Source organism: Aeromonas sp. 1HA1 (assembly GCF_029237385.1).
GTDB classification, from domain to species: Bacteria; Pseudomonadota; Gammaproteobacteria; order Enterobacterales; family Aeromonadaceae; genus Aeromonas; species Aeromonas popoffii.
In genome coordinates, this window is the sequence record NZ_JAACGC010000006.1 from 28,570 (window position 1) to 44,609 (window position 16,040).

Here is a 16,040-nt window from a genome sequence, read left to right on the forward strand (position 1 = left end):
GCTCTCGACCGGCGAATGCTCTCCCCCTCCTCTCGCAACACACCGGCATCCCCGCGGTGACATTCTCCCTATCAGGCGTCCTTGCCCACCTCGGTATGAGCATGCCTTGTTTCTCACCCTGCCCAGAGCGGCGTTCAGCCCTGCGCTGTAACATATGTTCCCGCCGGACACGATTCTGATTTATTGCTCACCGATTGGATATCATTTTGAAAAACTGATACTTAAATAGCTACACTAGCCATTATCAATATCCAGGGACGTACAAAAATGAGCTTGATTGGCTTGATGCTGGCGTTGCTCGCCATCCTTGGCGGCAACATGATAGAGGGGGGCCATCCCAGCGCCCTGCTCGATCTGCCAGCCTTCCTCATAGTGATAGGCGGTACGATCGGTGCCGCACTGACTCAGTTTCCCTTCTCCGTCGTCGGTAAAACCTTCAAGCGCTTCAAGTGGCTACTCTCCCCCCCCAAGCTCGACATGCTGGAACAGGCACAGTTGCTGGAGACCCTGGCCGGCAACGCCAGACGCAGCGGCATGCTGGCTCTGGAGGGCATGATCGACGATATCAAGGATCCCTTCCTGAAAAAAGGGGTGCAGATGATGGTCGATGGCTACGAGAAAACCAAGATCCACGAGGTATTGGAAAACGAGATCGAGTTCGAGCATGAGGATCTCGAGCAGACCGTCAAATTCTATGAGGCCATGGGCGGCTACAGCCCGACAATGGGGATAGTGGGTGCGGTATTTGGCCTGATCCACGCCATGGGCCTGCTCGATGCCCCTGACAAGCTGGGGGGGGCCATCGCGGTGGCCTTCATCGCCACCATCTACGGGGTGGGTGCCGCCAACCTGATCTTTCTTCCCTTCGGTAACCGCTACAAGGGGTTTGCCCATGATATCCGCCACTACAAGGAGATGACCTTGACCGGTATCCTCTGCATCGTGGATGGCGAGTCGCAAGCCCGGTTACAAGTTACCCTCGAACCTTATCTGGGAGGCCATGGTGGCCAAAAAGAAAAAGCCTGAAGCGCCGGAAAACCACGAACGCTGGCTGGTTTCCTATGCCGATTTCATGACCCTGCTGTTCGCCCTGTTCGTGGTGCTCTACTCCTTTGCCATGGCCAAACAGTCCGAGACCCGGGTGCTGATCCAGGGCTTCATCGAGTCACTGGGTAAAATCGGCCTCATCTCTCCACCGGCAGGCTCTCCTGTGATGCAGGGCGGCACCGGGATCCTGGAGCCCGAATCCAGGACGACCCCCAGCAGTCCGGATAAAGAGACTGTGCTGGAAAAAGAGGCACCGACCGCAGCGGCAGATCCCTTCAACGAAACCATAGGGGCCTCTGAGAAGCCGAGTGCCACCGAGGCATGGCCGCACAAGACCAAGGAACAGGAGTGGGTACAGGTCACCAAGAAGAAGCTCGAGCAGCAGCTCAAGGCACAGATTGAATCCAAGGATCTGGAGGTGGAGCAGCTTGGCAGCCAGCTGGTGATCCGCATCGGCGAGAAGGCGCTGTTTCCGGCCGATTCGGCCTTCCTGCAGCCCCAGTTCATCCCGCTGGTCAACAAGATCTCCGGCATACTGGCAGACATCCCGGGCAAGGTGGTGGTGACCGGCCACACAGACAACTCGCAGGCGCCGATAGAGCTCTATCGCAGCAACTGGGAGCTGTCGGTGCTGCGCTCGGCCTCCATCGTCCATACCCTGCTCACCAACCCCAAGCTGGATGCAACCAGAGTCATCGCTCAGGGGGTGGCCGATGCCCAGCCACGTTATGCCAACGACACGCCGGAGCATAGACAGGCCAACCGCCGGGTCGAGATCACCCTCTCCCAGGGCAAGGCCGCGGAAGAGGCGCTCCCCATCCTCAAACCATGATCAACACACCCCGCCCGGCGGGGTTTTCTTTGCACCTCACCCTGCCTGACTTGCTCCTGTCATCCGACCCGTATCCCCAGCTCTCCTCTGCAGGCAGCGCCTGTGCAAGCTCTGCTGTGCGCCGTTTTCCGGGTCTATTCTCGCCGTTGAAAATGATTCTCAAATGAGAAAATTGACATTGCTAGCAAAATACGATTTCCCCCCCGATGATTAATAATTAATCCTTTGAAATGACATGTAAATCAGTATGGAAGTGGCATAATGCGTAACACCATTGTTAAGTCACATGATTAATTCGGTTAGGGAAAACCTATATGTTTGCTGATATCGCTGTCCAGCATTGGGCTTTTGCTATCTATGTCGTTGCAGCCATTTGCCTGTGCCTGATCATGATAGGTCTGGCCGCCTTGCTGGGAGGCCGAGCCTACGGCCGAGCCAAAAACAAGCCCTTCGAGTCGGGCATAGATTCGGTTGGCAATGCCCGTCTGCGTTTCTCCGCCAAGTTCTACCTGGTCGCCATGTTCTTCGTCATCTTCGACGTCGAGGCCCTCTATCTGTTCGCCTGGTCCGTCTCCGTTCGGGAGAGTGGCTGGGTCGGCTTTATCGAAGCCACCATCTTTATTACTCTGCTGCTGGTAGGTCTTATCTACCTGTGGCGCATCGGCGCCCTCGACTGGGCACCAAAGAAACGCGCTCTGACTGACAAAAAGCCAGACTGAATGACCGATATTCCCTTTGAGGTTGCACCATGAAGTACACCCTGACCCGGATTGACCCGGATGCGCCAGTTGAGCGCTACCCCCAGGAACAGCGCCAGACCGTCGATGATCCGCTGGCGCAACAGGCTGAACGCGGCATCATGATGGGGCGTCTCGAGGAGGTGTTGCAAGACACCGTCAACTGGGGTCGCAAGAATTCCCTCTGGCCCTACAACTTCGGCATCTCCTGCTGCTACGTGGAGATGTGTACCGCCTTCACCTCTCCCCATGACGTAGCTCGCTTCGGGGCAGAAGTCATCCGTGCCTCGCCGCGTCAGGCCGATTTCATGGTGATAGCAGGGACGCCCTTCATCAAGATGGCGCCAGTCATTCAGCGCCTCTACGAGCAGCTGCTCGAACCCAAGTGGGTCATTTCCATGGGCGCCTGTGCCAACTCGGGCGGCATGTATGACATCTACTCCGTGGTACAGGGCGTGGACAAGTTCCTGCCGGTCGACGTCTACATTCCTGGCTGCCCGCCCCGTCCCGAGGCATTCCTGCAAGCCCTGATGTTGCTGCAAGACTCCATCGGCAAGGAGCGCCGGCCCCTCTCCTGGGTGGTGGGCGATCAGGGGATCTACCGTCCCCAGATGCAGGCCGAGAAGGAACGCAAGCGCGGCGAGCGGATCAACGTAACCAACCTGCGCACGCCGGATGAGATCTGATCATGAAACTGACCCGAGAATTCCCCAGTAACTACACCATGGCCCAGTGGCAACCGGGTGATCACCAGGATGCCCAGGTGGTCGGCGAGCTGTTTGCCCACTTCGGCGCCGAGCGCTTCACCGTTCAGACCACCCGCACCGGCGTGCCTGTGCTCTGGCTCTCCCGCGAGCTGCTGCTGGACGTGATGGGCTTCTTGCGCAAGCTCCCCTCCCCGTTCGTCATGCTGTTTGATCTCAGCGCCACCGATGAGCGGATGCGCAGCCATCGCGACGGCCTGCCCGAGAGCGACTTCACCATCTTCTATCACCTCATCTCCATCGACCGTAACGCCGATGTGATGCTGAAGGTGCCGCTCAAAGAGAGCGATCTGAGCCTGCCAACCGTCAGCCACCACTTCCCCAACGCCAACTGGTACGAACGGGAAGTGTGGGATCTGATGGGCATTCACTTCGATGGTCACCCCCATTTGACCCGCATCATGATGCCCAAAAGCTGGCAAGGGCACCCGCTGCGCAAGGACTATCCGGCGCGCGCCACCGAATTCGATCCCTTCATGCTCGATACGGTCAAACAGGATCAGGAGCAGGATAACCTGCTGTTCAAACCCGAAGAGTGGGGCATGAACCGGGGCAACGAGAACGAGGACTACATGTTCTTGAACCTCGGCCCTAACCACCCCTCCGCTCACGGCGCCTTCCGACTGGTGCTGCAGCTCGATGGTGAGGAGATCCGCGACTGCGTGCCAGACATCGGCTATCACCACCGTGGGGCCGAGAAGATGGGGGAGCGTCAGTCTTGGCACAGTTACATCCCCTATACCGACCGGGTCGAGTACCTGGGTGGCGTCATGAACAACCTGCCTTATGTGCTGGCGGTCGAGAAGCTGGCGGGTATCAAGGTGCCCAACCGGGTCGACGTGATCCGGGTGATGCTGGCGGAGATGTTCCGTATCCAGAGCCACCTGCTGTTCCTCGGTACCTATATCCAGGACGTGGGTGCCATGACCCCCGTCTTCTTCACCTTCACCGATCGCCAGAAGATCTACACCATCATCGAAGCCATCACGGGCGCGCGCATGCACCCGGCCTGGTTCCGTATTGGCGGCGTGGCGCACGATCTGCCGGTGGGCTGGGCTCGTCTCATCCAGGAGAACCTGCTGGACTGGCTGCCCAAGCGACTGATGGATTACGAAAAGGCTGCCATGCGCAACAGCATCTTGCGCGGCCGCACCATAGGCGTTGCCTCCTACACCACAGAGCAGGCATTGGCATGGGGCGTCACGGGGGGCGGTCTGCGCGCCACTGGCCTCAACTTTGATGTGCGCAAATGGCGCCCTTATTCGGGCTACGATCAGTTCGAATTCGAGGTGCCAGTCGGTGCCAATGGCGATGTTTACGACCGAGGCATGATACGCCTCGAAGAGATGCGCCAGAGCCTGCGTATCATAGATCAGTGTGTGAAAAACATGCCGGCGGGGCCATTCAAGGCAGATCACCCGCTCACCACACCACCGCCCAAAGATCGCACCCTGCAAGACATCGAGACCCTGATCACCCACTTCCTGCAAGTGTCCTGGGGCCCGGTAATGCCGGCCGCCGAATCCTTCCAGATGATAGAGGCGACCAAGGGGATCAACAGTTATTACCTGACCAGCGATGGCTCCACCATGAGCTACCGGACCCGGATCCGCACCCCGAGCTTTGCTCACCTGCAACAGATCCCCTCGGTGATCAAAGGCAGCATGGTGTCGGATCTCATCGCCTACCTGGGCAGTATCGATTTCGTCATGTCGGATGTGGATCGTTGAGTAACCGCTGTTACTAAACAACCGTTACGCGACAAAAAGGACAAGCCACAAAAGGTTAAGCCATGAGCCAGCAATGTCAGTGCCAAAACAATCAGACCCCGCAGGGGCAGAGTGCGTGCCAGGGCAAGGGGGACGGCTTCGTCCTGAGCCAGGCCGAACGCGATGCCATCGGGCATGAGATACACCACTACGAAGATCCCCGCGCCGCCAGCATAGAAGCACTCAAGATAGTGCAGCAGGCTCGCGGCTGGGTACCAGACGGTGCCATCCATGCCATCGCTGCCGAACTCGGCATTCCCGCCAGCGACGTGGAAGGGGTTGCCACTTTCTACAGCCAGATCTTCCGCCAGCCGGTCGGGCGCCACATCATCCGGGTCTGTGACAGCATGGTCTGTTACATCAACGGCCACGAAGAGCTGCTGGCCGGCCTCAAGGAAGTGATGGACTTGGCCCCCGGCCAGACCAGCGCCGACGGCCGCTTCACCCTGCTGCCCGTCTGCTGCCTCGGCAACTGTGACAAGGGACCGGCGCTGATGATCGACGACGACACCTATGGCGGGCTCGATGCTATCAGCCTGCTCAAGACCCTGGAGGCCTACCCATGAGTCTTCACAAGGGCAATCTGCCCATGCGCCTTGAACGGTACAAGACCCCGGAGGCCAATCTATGTCCATGAGCCCACGGCCGACCACGCCCCTGGCCTCCATCGGCACGGCCAACCTGATCGCACGCGCCCCCGAAACCCATCCGCTCACCTGGCGGCTGCGTGACGACGGCCAGCCGGTCTGGCTGGATGAATACCAGAACAAGCAGGGCTATGAGGCGGCCCGCAAAGCCTTTGGCCAGATGAGCCCGGATGAGATTGTCGGCACCGTCAAGGATGCTGGCCTCAAGGGCCGCGGTGGCGCAGGCTTCTCCACCGGCGTGAAGTGGGGCCTGATGCCCAAAGACGAGAGCATGAACATCCGTTACCTGCTCTGCAACGCCGACGAGATGGAGCCGAATACCTACAAGGATCGGCTGCTGATGGAGCAGCTGCCCCACCTGCTGATCGAGGGGATGATCATCTCCGCCAAGGCTCTCAAGGCTTATCGTGGCTACATCTTCCTGCGTGGCGAGTACGTGGATGCCGCCATCAACCTGCGCCGGGCCGTAGAAGAGGCCAAGGCCGCGGGCCTGCTCGGCAAGAACATTCTCGGCTCGGGTTTTGACTTCGAGCTGTTCGTCCACACCGGTGCGGGTCGTTACATCTGCGGCGAGGAGACGGCACTCATCAACTCCCTGGAGGGGCGCCGCGCCAACCCGCGCGCCAAGCCTCCCTTCCCCGCGGTTTCCGGCGTCTGGGGCAAGCCTACCTGCGTCAACAACGTCGAGACCCTGTGCAACGTACCCGCCATTATCGGCAACGGCGTGGCCTGGTATCAGGGATTAGCGCTGCCGGGCTCGGAAGATCACGGCACCAAGCTGATGGGTTTTTCCGGCAAGGTGAACAACCCCGGGGTCTGGGAGCTGCCCTTTGGCATCACGGCCCGTGAACTGTTCGAGCACTACGCCGGTGGCATGAAACCCGGCTACCGCCTCAAGGCGTGGCAACCGGGCGGAGCCGGTACCGGCTTCCTGCTGCCCGAGCACCTGGATGCCCAGATGTATGCCGGCGGCATCGGCAAGGTCGGCACCCGCATGGGCACCGGCCTCGCCATGGCGGTGGATGACAGCATCAACATGGTGGGGCTCTTGCGCAACATGGAAGAGTTCTTCGCCCGCGAATCCTGTGGCTGGTGCACCCCCTGTCGCGATGGCCTGCCCTGGAGCGTCAAGCTGCTGCGGGCGCTGGAGCGGGGCCAGGGTCAACCTGGGGATCTGGCGACCCTGGAGCAACTGTGCAACTTCCTGGGGCCCGGCAAGACCTTCTGTGCCCACGCCCCCGGCGCCGTCGAGCCGCTTGGCAGCGCCCTCAAGTATTTCCGCGCCGAGTTCGAGGCCGGGATCAAGGGGCCGCAGGATAATCACACGCTGTTCAAAGGGATCCAGCCCAATCTGCTGGGTGAACGCTGGTAAGACGAGGATCGGCAGTCTCATGCAAAACCGGTGTAAACCAGGGTTCACAAATGTTTGATGACGCCATTGTCTGATTACGCCTGCCGGCTGATCCAATCTGTGCGTTTTATCTAATTGATGTCAGGGAAGTTGTATGGCCACCATTTTTGTAGACGGTAAAGAGTACGAGGTAGACGGGGCAGACAACCTGCTGCAAGCCTGTCTCTCCTTAGGCTTGGACGTCCCCTATTTTTGCTGGCATCCGGCGCTGGGTAGCGTCGGCGCCTGCCGCCAGTGTGCGGTCAAGCAGTATCAGAATGCCGACGACAAGCGCGGCCGCCTGGTCATGTCCTGCATGACCCCCTCTACCGATGGCACCTATATCTCCATCGAAGATGAAGAGGCGAAAGAGTTTCGCAAGTGCGTGGTGGAGTGGCAAATGACCAACCACCCCCACGACTGCCCGGTCTGTGAAGAGGGGGGCGCCTGCCACCTGCAGGACATGACGGTGATGACAGGCCACAACAGCCGTCGCTACCGCTTCACCAAACGTACCCACCAGAATCAGGAACTGGGCCCCTTCATCAATCATGAGATGAACCGCTGCATCGCCTGTTATCGCTGTGTGCGTTATTACAAGGATTACGCTGGCGGCGAGGATCTGGGTGTCTATGGCGCCCACGACAACGTCTATTTCGGCCGGGTCGAAGATGGCACTCTGGAGAGCGAGTTCTCCGGTAACCTGGTGGAGGTCTGCCCCACCGGCGTCTTCACCGACAAGACCCACTCCGAGCGTTACAACCGCAAGTGGGACATGCAGTTTGCCCCTAGCATCTGCCAGCAATGCTCGGTCGGTTGCAACATCAGCCCGGGCGAGCGCTACGGCGAGCTGCGCCGCATCGAGAACCGCTTCCACGGTGGCCTCAACCACTACTTCCTGTGCGATCGGGGCCGCTTTGGCTATGGCTACGTCAATCTGGCGGATCGCCCGCGTCAACCATTGCTGCGTGACGGCAACGACAAGCTGACCATCACGGTGGACGGTGCCCTGAACCGCGCCGCCGATGCCCTGCGCACCGCCGCCGGCGTCATCGGCATCGGCTCTCCCCGCGCATCGCTGGAGAGCAACTTCGCCCTGCGCGAGCTGGTAGGTACCGACAACTTCTATTGCGGCGTCGAGCAGAGCGAATGGGAGTGCCTGCAAAAGATGCTGCACATACTGCAACACGGCGGTATTCGTACCCCGAGCCTGCGGGACATGGAAGAGGCCGACGCCATTCTGCTGCTGGGTGAAGATGTCACCATGAGCGCCGCCCGCATCGCCCTGGCCCTGCGCCAATCGGTCAAGGGCAAGGCGCGCGACATCGCCCGCAAGATGAAGGTGGACGTGTGGCAGGTCGCCGCGGTGCAGACCCTGGGCCAGAATGCGCGCTACCCGCTGCTCATCACCAGCCTGGACAGCACCCGCCTCGACGACGTGGCGGCAGAAAAACTGCACGCCCCCCACGCGGATCAAGCCCGCCTCGGCTTTGCCATCGCCCATCTGCTTGACAGCTCGGCGCCAGCCCTGTCCGACCTCGGCCAAGAGCAGCAGGCGCAAGCCGCGCGCTGGGCCGACCTGCTGGGCAATGCCAAAAAACCGCTCATCATCGCAGGTTCGGGGGCTCGCACCCCGGCACTGATCGATGCCGCCAGCAACATAGCCCGCGCCCTCAAGGGCCGTGGTCAGGACGTCAGCCTGGCACTGGTGGCGCAAGAGGCCAACAGTCTGGGGCTGGCCATGCTGGATGCAGGCACGTCGTCAGGCAAATCGCTGGAAGCGGCCCTTGAGCGCATCGAAGCCCAGGATAACCTGGCGCTGGTGACCCTGGAGAACGATCTCTATCGCCGCGCTCCGCGCAATCGGGTCGATGCGGCCATCGCCCGCCTGCAACACCTGCTGGTGGTCGATCATCAGGATACCCAGACAGCCCAGAAGGCCGATTTGGTACTGCCTGCCGCCAGCTTTGCCGAGGCCGATGGCACCCTCGTCAATATGGAGGGGCGTGCCCAGCGTTACTTCCAGGTCTATGCACCGGCCTTCTATCACGCCGACATCCAGATCCGGGAAGGGTGGCGCTGGCTGGCCGCGCTGCAAGGTGCCCTCGAGCACACGCCGCTGCGCTGGCAGACCTTCGACCAGATCAGCCACGCTTGCGCTGCCAGCCATCCGCTACTGGCCACCATGTTGGAAGCGGCGCCCAACGCGGGCTTGCGCATCCGTGGCATGCGGCTGGCCCGTGAGCCGCACCGCTACAGCGGTCGCACCTCCATGCTGGCGGATCAGAACGTCAGCGAGCCGCGAGTGGCGCAGGATCCCGACTCCCCCTTCAACTTCTCCATGGAAGGCTATGCCGGTGCCCGCCAGAACATGCCGCAAGTGCCCTTTGCCTGGGCACCGGGCTGGAACTCCCCCTCCGCCTGGAACAAGTTCCAGGATGAAGTCGGTGGTCATCTGCGCGCTGGCGATCCGGGTCGCCGTCTGCTGGAGCCGGGTGAAGATACCCTCGGCTGGTTTGATGCCATACCTGCCCCCTTCGTGGCTCAGGAAGCCCTGCAGGTGGTCAACTATGACCAGCTGTTTGGCGGCGAGGAGCTCTCCGCTCGCAGCCCCGTCATCCAGGCCCGCATGCATGAGCCCGAACTGGTGCTGAACCCGGCCGATGCCCACCGTCTTGCCCTCAACGCGGGCCACCAGGTGAGCTTCTCCTGGGGCGGCAGCCACTGGCGCCTCAAGCTGCGGCTGAGCGATGCCCTGGCACAGGGCCTGCTGGGTCTGCCGCTCGGCGTCAACGGCCTGCCGACCGCGCTGCAACAGGTCTACATCAACAACCTGCAGGAGGCGATCGCATGAGTGATTCCCTGATGGCGCTGCTGATTGAAGTCGGCAAAGCGCTGATCGTGCTGGTGGGGATAGTAGGGGCTGGCGCCTTCATGAGCTTCATCGAACGTCGCCTGCTGGCGCTGTGGCAGGATCGCTACGGCCCCAACCGGGTGGGCCCGTTCGGCCTGCTGCAATTAGCAGCTGACATGGTCAAGATGTTTTTCAAGGAGGACTGGATCCCGCCGTTCGCGGATCGCCGGATCTTCATCCTGGCCCCCATCATCGCCTTCACCGCCTTTATTCTGGCGTTTGCCGTGGTGCCCATCACCCCCACCTGGGGCGTGGCGGATCTCAACGTGGGTCTGCTCTACATCCTGGCCATCGCGGGACTGGCAGTCTATGCGGTGCTGTTCGCCGGCTGGTCGAGCAACAACAAATACTCCTTGCTCGGCAGCCTGCGCGCCTCGGCCCAGACCCTCTCCTATGAGGTGTTCCTGGGGCTCTCCCTGATGGGGATAGTGATCCAGACCGGCAGCTTCAACCTGAGAGACATAGTCGAGGCACAGGAGGGCTTGTGGAACGTGGTACCCCAGTTCCTGGGCTTCATTACCTTCCTGTTTGCCGGTGTCGCCGTCACCCACCGCCACCCGTTTGACCAGCCGGAGGCCGAGCAGGAGCTCGCCGATGGCTATCACATCGAGTATGCGGGCATGAAATGGGGTCTCTTCTTCGTGGGCGAGTACATCGGCATCGTGCTGATCTCCTCCCTCATCGTGACCCTGTTCTTCGGTGGCTGGCATGGCCCCTGGTTGCCACCCTTCATCTGGTTTGCACTGAAGACCGCCTGCTTCATGGTGTTCTTCATCCTGCTGCGGGCCTCTCTGCCCCGTCCGCGCTTTGACCAGGTGATGTCCTTTGGCTGGAAAGTCTGCCTGCCGCTGACCCTGATCAACATGCTGATCACGGGTGCCGTGGTGCTGATGAGAGCGCAGTGAGGCCGGAATAGATATGAATATTGTGATGCCGTTTGGCTGGAACGTCTGCTTGCCTCGCGCCTTGCTCCCCACTCGGGATTCAAGACACTGGGGCTGTGGTGCTGATGAATGTGCAGTGAGGCACGACTATGAAAATTGTTAGCATAATCAAGGGTGTCGGTACCCAACTTCGCAGTCTGGGCATGGTGTTTTCCCATGCCTGGCGCCCTCGCGAAACCCTGAGCTACCCGGAAGAGACTGTCTATGCCGCCCCTCGTTTTCGTGGGCGCATCGTGCTGACCCGCGACCCGGACGGCGACGAACGCTGCGTGGCCTGCAACCTCTGCGCCGTGGCCTGCCCGGTCGGCTGCATCTCGCTGCAGAAAGCAGAACGGGACGATGGTCGCTGGTATCCGGAGTTCTTTCGCATCAACTTCTCCCGCTGCATCTTCTGCGGCCTGTGCGAAGAGGCCTGCCCCACCACCGCCATCCAGCTGACGCCGGATTTCGAGATGGGTGAATACCGCCGCCAGGATTTGGTGTACGAGAAGGAAGATCTGCTGATCAGCGGGCCCGGCAAATACCCGGATTACAACTTCTATCGCATGAGCGGGATGGCCATCGACGGCAAGCCGAAAGGGGATGCCGAGCACGAAGCCAAACCCATCGATGTCAAGAGCCTGCTGCCCTGAGGAGTCAATCATGGAACTGGCATTTTATGCCGCGGCCCTGGTCGCCGTTTACAGCACGCTGCGGGTGATCAGCACCAGCAATCCCATGCATGCGCTGCTCAATCTCATTATTTCGCTCATCGCCGTGGCCATGATCTTCTTCTGCCTGGGTGCCTCCTTCGCGGGGGCCCTGCAGGTGATCGTCTACGCGGGCGCCATCATGGTGCTGTTCGTGTTCGTGGTGATGATGCTGAACCTGGGGTCATCCCAGGATCAGGAGAAGAACTGGCTCACCCCCACCACCTGGGTGGGTCCCGGCCTGCTCTCTCTCATCCTGCTGGGCTTTCTGGCCTACGGCATCCTCGGCGTGACAGGGGGTCAGCTTGGTCTGACCGACGTCAGCGCGAAAGAGGTCGGCATCGCCCTGTTCGGCCCTTACGTGCTGGCGGTGGAGCTCGCCTCCATCCTGCTGCTGGCGGGTCTGGTGACCGCCTACCACCTGGGCCGTGAAGACAAGAGCGGGGAAGTGCTTTCCGTTCCCAAAACGGCCGGACGCCCAGCACCAAGTCCATCTCAAGAAGGAGGTCAGCAATGAGTGGCATCCCCATGGAACACGGTCTGCTGCTGGCCGCCGTGCTGTTTTGCATCGGTTTGTGCGGTCTGCTGATCCGCCGTAACTTGCTGTTTATCCTCATGAGTATCGAGATCATGATGAATGCGTCCGCGCTGGCGTTCGTGGTAGCAGGCAGCCGCTGGGCCCAGGCCGATGGCCAGATCATGTACATCTTGGTGATTTCTCTGGCGGCAGCGGAGGCCAGTATCGGCCTCGCTTTACTACTGCTGCTCTATCGTCGTTACCACACCCTCAACGTGGACACTGTGAGCGAGATGCGCGGATGAGCCTCTTATACCTGACTTTTCTATTTCCGCTGCTGGGATGGCTGGTGCTGGCCTTCTCCCTCGGCCGTTTCGGCGAGCGCAGCTCGGCGCTCATCGGCGTCGGCAGCATAGGGTTGTCGGCCCTCACCACCCTGTGGGTCGGCATCGATTTCCTCAATACCATGCCGGTCGGCGGTGTCTACACCCAGACCCTGTGGCAATGGATGTCGGTGGGCAGCTTCAATCCCACCTTCCGCCTGGCGCTGGACGGCCTGTCGTTGACCATGCTGGGGGTGGTGACCGGGGTGGGCTTCTTCATCCACCTGTTCGCCTCCTGGTACATGCGTGGTGAAGAGGGCTATTCCCGCTTCTTCACCTATACCAACCTGTTCATCGCCAGCATGGTTTTCCTGGTGCTGGCCGATGACCTGCTGTTTGTGTACCTGGGCTGGGAAGGGGTGGGGCTGTGCAGTTACCTGCTGATCGGCTTCTACTACCGCAACCCGGCCAACGGGGCGGCCGCCCTCAAGGCGTTCGTGGTGACCCGGGTCGGCGACGTCTTCCTCGCCATCGGCCTGTTCATCCTCTACCGGGAGCTCGGCACCCTCAACATCCAGGAGCTGCTGGTGCGCGCCCCCGTGGTGTTTGCCGAGGGCTCCCCTGCCCTGTCGCTGGCTTGCCTGATGCTCTTGGGCGGCGCAGTCGGCAAATCGGCCCAGTTGCCGCTGCAAACCTGGCTGGCGGATGCCATGGCTGGTCCAACGCCGGTCTCTGCCCTGATCCACGCCGCGACCATGGTGACTGCCGGTGTTTATCTCATCACCCGTACCCACGGCCTCTTCCTGCTCGCCCCCGAGATCCTGCATCTGGTGGCGCTGGTCGGTGCCATCACCTTGCTCCTGGCAGGTTTTGCGGCCCTGGTACAGACCGATATCAAGCGGATCCTGGCCTACTCCACCATGAGCCAGATAGGCTACATGTTCCTGGCACTCGGGGTCGGCGCCTGGGAAGGGGCCATCTTCCACCTGATGACCCACGCCTTCTTCAAGGCGCTCTTGTTCCTCTGTGCCGGTGCCGTCATAGTCGCGACCCACCATGAGCAGAACATCTTCAAGATGGGGGGCCTGCGCAAGAGTTTGCCGCTGGTCTATGCCTGCTTCCTGGTAGGGGGCTCGGCGCTGGCCGCGCTGCCACTGGTCACGGCCGGTTTCTACAGTAAAGACGCCATCCTGTGGCAGGTGCAGGCATCCGGCCAGACCACACTGTTGTGGGCGGGCTTGGTGGGGGCCTTCCTGACCTCCCTCTACACCTTCCGCCTCATCTTCATCGCCTTCCACGGCAAGGTGCAGACGCAGGCCCACGCCGGCCACGGTCTGGCCCACCAGCTGCCACTGCTGGTGCTGCTGGTGCTCTCCACCGGGATCGGGGCCCTGATAGTACCGCCGCTGGCGGGGGTGCTGCCGGCTGGGCCGGGAGATCACATAGAGGCGGGTCGTCACACGCTGGAGATCGCCTCCGGCATCGTCGCCATCGCGGGTATCGCCCTGGCCGCCTTCCTGTTCCTGGGTGAACGTCGACTGGCCACCCGCGTGGCGAACAGCGCGCCTGGCCGGCTGCTCAGCACCCTCTGGTTCAATGCCTGGGGCTTTGACTGGTTGTACCATCAGCTGTGGGTCAAGCCCTACCTGCTCAGCACCCGCCTGCTTGGCAAGGATCCGCTGGACTGGATGATGAATCTGCCGGCCTGGCTGGCCCTGCGTGGCCACCAGCTGTTGGCCTGGACCGTTTCCGGCAAGTTGCGCTGGTATGCAGCCTCCATGGGGATGGGCACCGTCCTGATCCTGGCCCTGCTGCTGCTCGGCTGATCCCGTGATGCAGCCCCTGAACTCGCAGCAAGCCCACGGGCCTGCACAGTGACTAGAACATAGACGAGAGCTGATATCGTGACCTTACTCTGGATCTTGTTAATACCCTTCATCGGCGGTCTGCTCTGCTGGCAGACGGAGCGCTTCGGTGAATACTTCGTGCGCTGGGTCGCACTGCTGTCCATGAGCGCCTGCCTGCTGCTCTCCGGCGCCATCTGGTGGAGCGGTGACTTTTCCCTTGCAACCCAGACGGGCGTGTCCGCCTGGGCTGCCGAACTGCAGTTGCCCTGGATCCCCCGCTTCGGCATCTCCCTGCACCTGGCGGTGGATGGCCTCTCCCTGCTGATGGTAATGCTCACCTGCTTCATCGGCGTGCTGGCCATCCTCTGTTCCTGGAAGGAAATCGTACAGCGCATCGGCTTCTTCCACCTGAACCTGCTGTGGATCCTGGGGGGGGTGCTCGGCGTCTTCATGGCGCTGGATCTGTTCCTGTTCTTCTTCTTCTGGGAAATGATGCTGGTCCCCATGTACTTCCTGATCGCGCTGTGGGGCCACTCGGTCACCGACGGCAAGTCCAGGATCAACGCAGCCACCAAGTTCTTCATCTACACCCAGGTCAGCGGCCTCATCATGCTGGTCGCCATTCTGGGTCTGGTGCTGACCCATCATGCCGCCACCGGCGTCTTCACCTTTAACTATCAGGACTTGCTCAACACCCCGATGAGCAAGGGCGTCCAGTGGTTGCTGATGCTGGGCTTCTTCATCGCCTTCGCGGTCAAGATGCCGCTGGTGCCGCTACACGGCTGGCTGCCGGATGCCCACAGTCAGGCGCCGACCGCAGGCTCGGTGGACCTCGCCGGTATTTTGCTGAAAACCGCCGCCTACGGTCTGCTGCGTTTCGCGCTGCCACTGTTCCCGGAAGCCTCCGCCGAGTTTGCCCCCTACGCCATGCTGCTGGGTCTGGTCGGCATCGTTTACGGCGCCATAGTGGCGTTCGCCCAGACCGACATCAAACGCCTGGTGGCCTACACCAGCATCTCCCACATGGGCTTCGTGATGATCGCCATCTACTCGGGCAGCGAGCTGGCGCTGCAGGGCGCTGTGGTGCAGATGATTGCCCACGGCCTCTCCGCCGCCGGTCTGTTCATCCTGTGCGGTCAGCTCTACGAGCGGCTGCACACCCGTGATCTGCGTCTGATGGGCGGCCTGTGGGGCCGGTTGCGCTACCTGCCCGGCGTCATGCTGTTCTTCTCGGTGGCCTCCCTTGGCATGCCGGGCACAGGTAACTTTGTCGGCGAGTTCCTGATCCTCATCGGCAGCTTCCAGGTTGCCCCCATCATCACCGTCATCGCCACCTTCGGTCTGGTACTGGCATCCGTTTACTCCCTCATCATGCTGCAGCGGGTCTGCTTCGGTGCGCCCAAGGACGAGAAAGTGCTCAAGGGTCTGGATCGCCGCGAGCTGGTGATGATGATGACCATAGCTGGCCTGCTGGTGCTGCTCGGTGTCTATCCCCAGCCGGTACTCGATACCGCAGGCAGCAGTCTGATGAGCGTGCTGCACTGGTACGCACTGCCGTCCGCAGGAGCATTGCAATGAACCTGACTGTTTCCCGACCGCTGGCCCTGTTGCCTTACTTGT

The 16,040-nt window shown here is 61.2% G+C and carries 14 protein-coding genes; all 14 read left to right on the forward strand.

Annotated elements, in window-relative coordinates:
* The first annotated feature begins 267 nt into the window (after positions 1 to 267).
* The 14 genes from GWQ22_RS03390 to nuoM all read left to right on the forward strand — a co-directional run bounded on the left by GWQ22_RS03390 (position 268) and on the right by nuoM (position 15,998).
* Positions 268 to 1,026: a flagellar motor protein gene (locus GWQ22_RS03390; RefSeq protein WP_212512688.1), complete on the forward strand. Its 759-nt coding sequence runs from the start codon at positions 268 to 270 to the stop codon at positions 1,024 to 1,026.
* On the forward strand, positions 1,001 to 1,879 hold the full coding sequence (locus GWQ22_RS03395) for a flagellar motor protein MotB (RefSeq protein ID WP_042034367.1): 879 nt from the start codon (positions 1,001 to 1,003) through the stop codon (positions 1,877 to 1,879). Before GWQ22_RS03390 ends, GWQ22_RS03395 begins: the two co-directional genes overlap by 26 nt.
* Before the next feature lie 314 nt (positions 1,880 to 2,193).
* Positions 2,194 to 2,598 (forward strand): NADH-quinone oxidoreductase subunit A, encoded by a 405-nt coding sequence (locus tag GWQ22_RS03400; protein ID WP_042034368.1) that lies wholly within the window; start codon positions 2,194 to 2,196, stop codon positions 2,596 to 2,598.
* A gap of 29 nt (positions 2,599 to 2,627) precedes the next feature.
* On the forward strand, positions 2,628 to 3,302 hold the full coding sequence (locus GWQ22_RS03405) for an NADH-quinone oxidoreductase subunit B (RefSeq protein WP_042034369.1): 675 nt from the start codon (positions 2,628 to 2,630) through the stop codon (positions 3,300 to 3,302).
* Positions 3,303 to 3,340: 38 nt separating this feature from the next.
* On the forward strand, positions 3,341 to 5,110 hold the full coding sequence (nuoC, locus tag GWQ22_RS03410) for an NADH-quinone oxidoreductase subunit C/D (protein WP_345893618.1): 1,770 nt from the start codon (positions 3,341 to 3,343) through the stop codon (positions 5,108 to 5,110).
* Positions 5,111 to 5,172: 62 nt separating this feature from the next.
* Positions 5,173 to 5,715 carry an NADH-quinone oxidoreductase subunit NuoE gene (nuoE, locus tag GWQ22_RS03415; protein WP_275929457.1) on the forward strand — a complete coding sequence of 181 codons (543 nt, stop codon included), beginning with the start codon at positions 5,173 to 5,175 and terminating at the stop codon, positions 5,713 to 5,715.
* 67 nt (positions 5,716 to 5,782) lie between these two features.
* Positions 5,783 to 7,168: an NADH-quinone oxidoreductase subunit NuoF gene (gene nuoF, locus GWQ22_RS03420; protein ID WP_275929491.1), complete on the forward strand. Its 1,386-nt coding sequence runs from the start codon at positions 5,783 to 5,785 to the stop codon at positions 7,166 to 7,168.
* A 133-nt stretch (positions 7,169 to 7,301) separates the two neighbouring features.
* A complete protein-coding gene (gene nuoG / locus GWQ22_RS03425) occupies positions 7,302 to 10,040 on the forward strand; it encodes an NADH-quinone oxidoreductase subunit NuoG (RefSeq protein ID WP_275929458.1) in 2,739 nt (912 codons plus the stop codon).
* Positions 10,037 to 11,005: an NADH-quinone oxidoreductase subunit NuoH gene (gene nuoH / locus GWQ22_RS03430; protein ID WP_275929459.1), complete on the forward strand. Its 969-nt coding sequence runs from the start codon at positions 10,037 to 10,039 to the stop codon at positions 11,003 to 11,005. The genes nuoG and nuoH overlap by 4 nt, the downstream gene beginning before the upstream one ends.
* A 128-nt stretch (positions 11,006 to 11,133) precedes the next feature.
* The gene (gene nuoI / locus GWQ22_RS03435) at positions 11,134 to 11,676 is read left to right on the forward strand and encodes an NADH-quinone oxidoreductase subunit NuoI (RefSeq protein ID WP_042865889.1); all 543 of its coding nucleotides are present in this window, start codon (positions 11,134 to 11,136) and stop codon (positions 11,674 to 11,676) included.
* A gap of 10 nt (positions 11,677 to 11,686) precedes the next feature.
* A complete protein-coding gene (gene nuoJ / locus GWQ22_RS03440; protein WP_275929460.1) occupies positions 11,687 to 12,250 on the forward strand; it encodes an NADH-quinone oxidoreductase subunit J in 564 nt (187 codons plus the stop codon).
* Positions 12,247 to 12,555: an NADH-quinone oxidoreductase subunit NuoK gene (nuoK, locus tag GWQ22_RS03445; protein WP_042034381.1), complete on the forward strand. Its 309-nt coding sequence runs from the start codon at positions 12,247 to 12,249 to the stop codon at positions 12,553 to 12,555. Before nuoJ ends, nuoK begins: the two co-directional genes overlap by 4 nt.
* Entirely contained in the window at positions 12,552 to 14,399 is a 1,848-nt protein-coding gene (gene nuoL, locus GWQ22_RS03450; RefSeq protein ID WP_275929461.1) for an NADH-quinone oxidoreductase subunit L, read from the forward strand. Before nuoK ends, nuoL begins: the two co-directional genes overlap by 4 nt.
* 78 nt (positions 14,400 to 14,477) lie before the next feature.
* Entirely contained in the window at positions 14,478 to 15,998 is a 1,521-nt protein-coding gene (gene nuoM / locus GWQ22_RS03455) for an NADH-quinone oxidoreductase subunit M (protein ID WP_042034383.1), read from the forward strand.
* Positions 15,999 to 16,040: the final 42 nt, after the last annotated feature.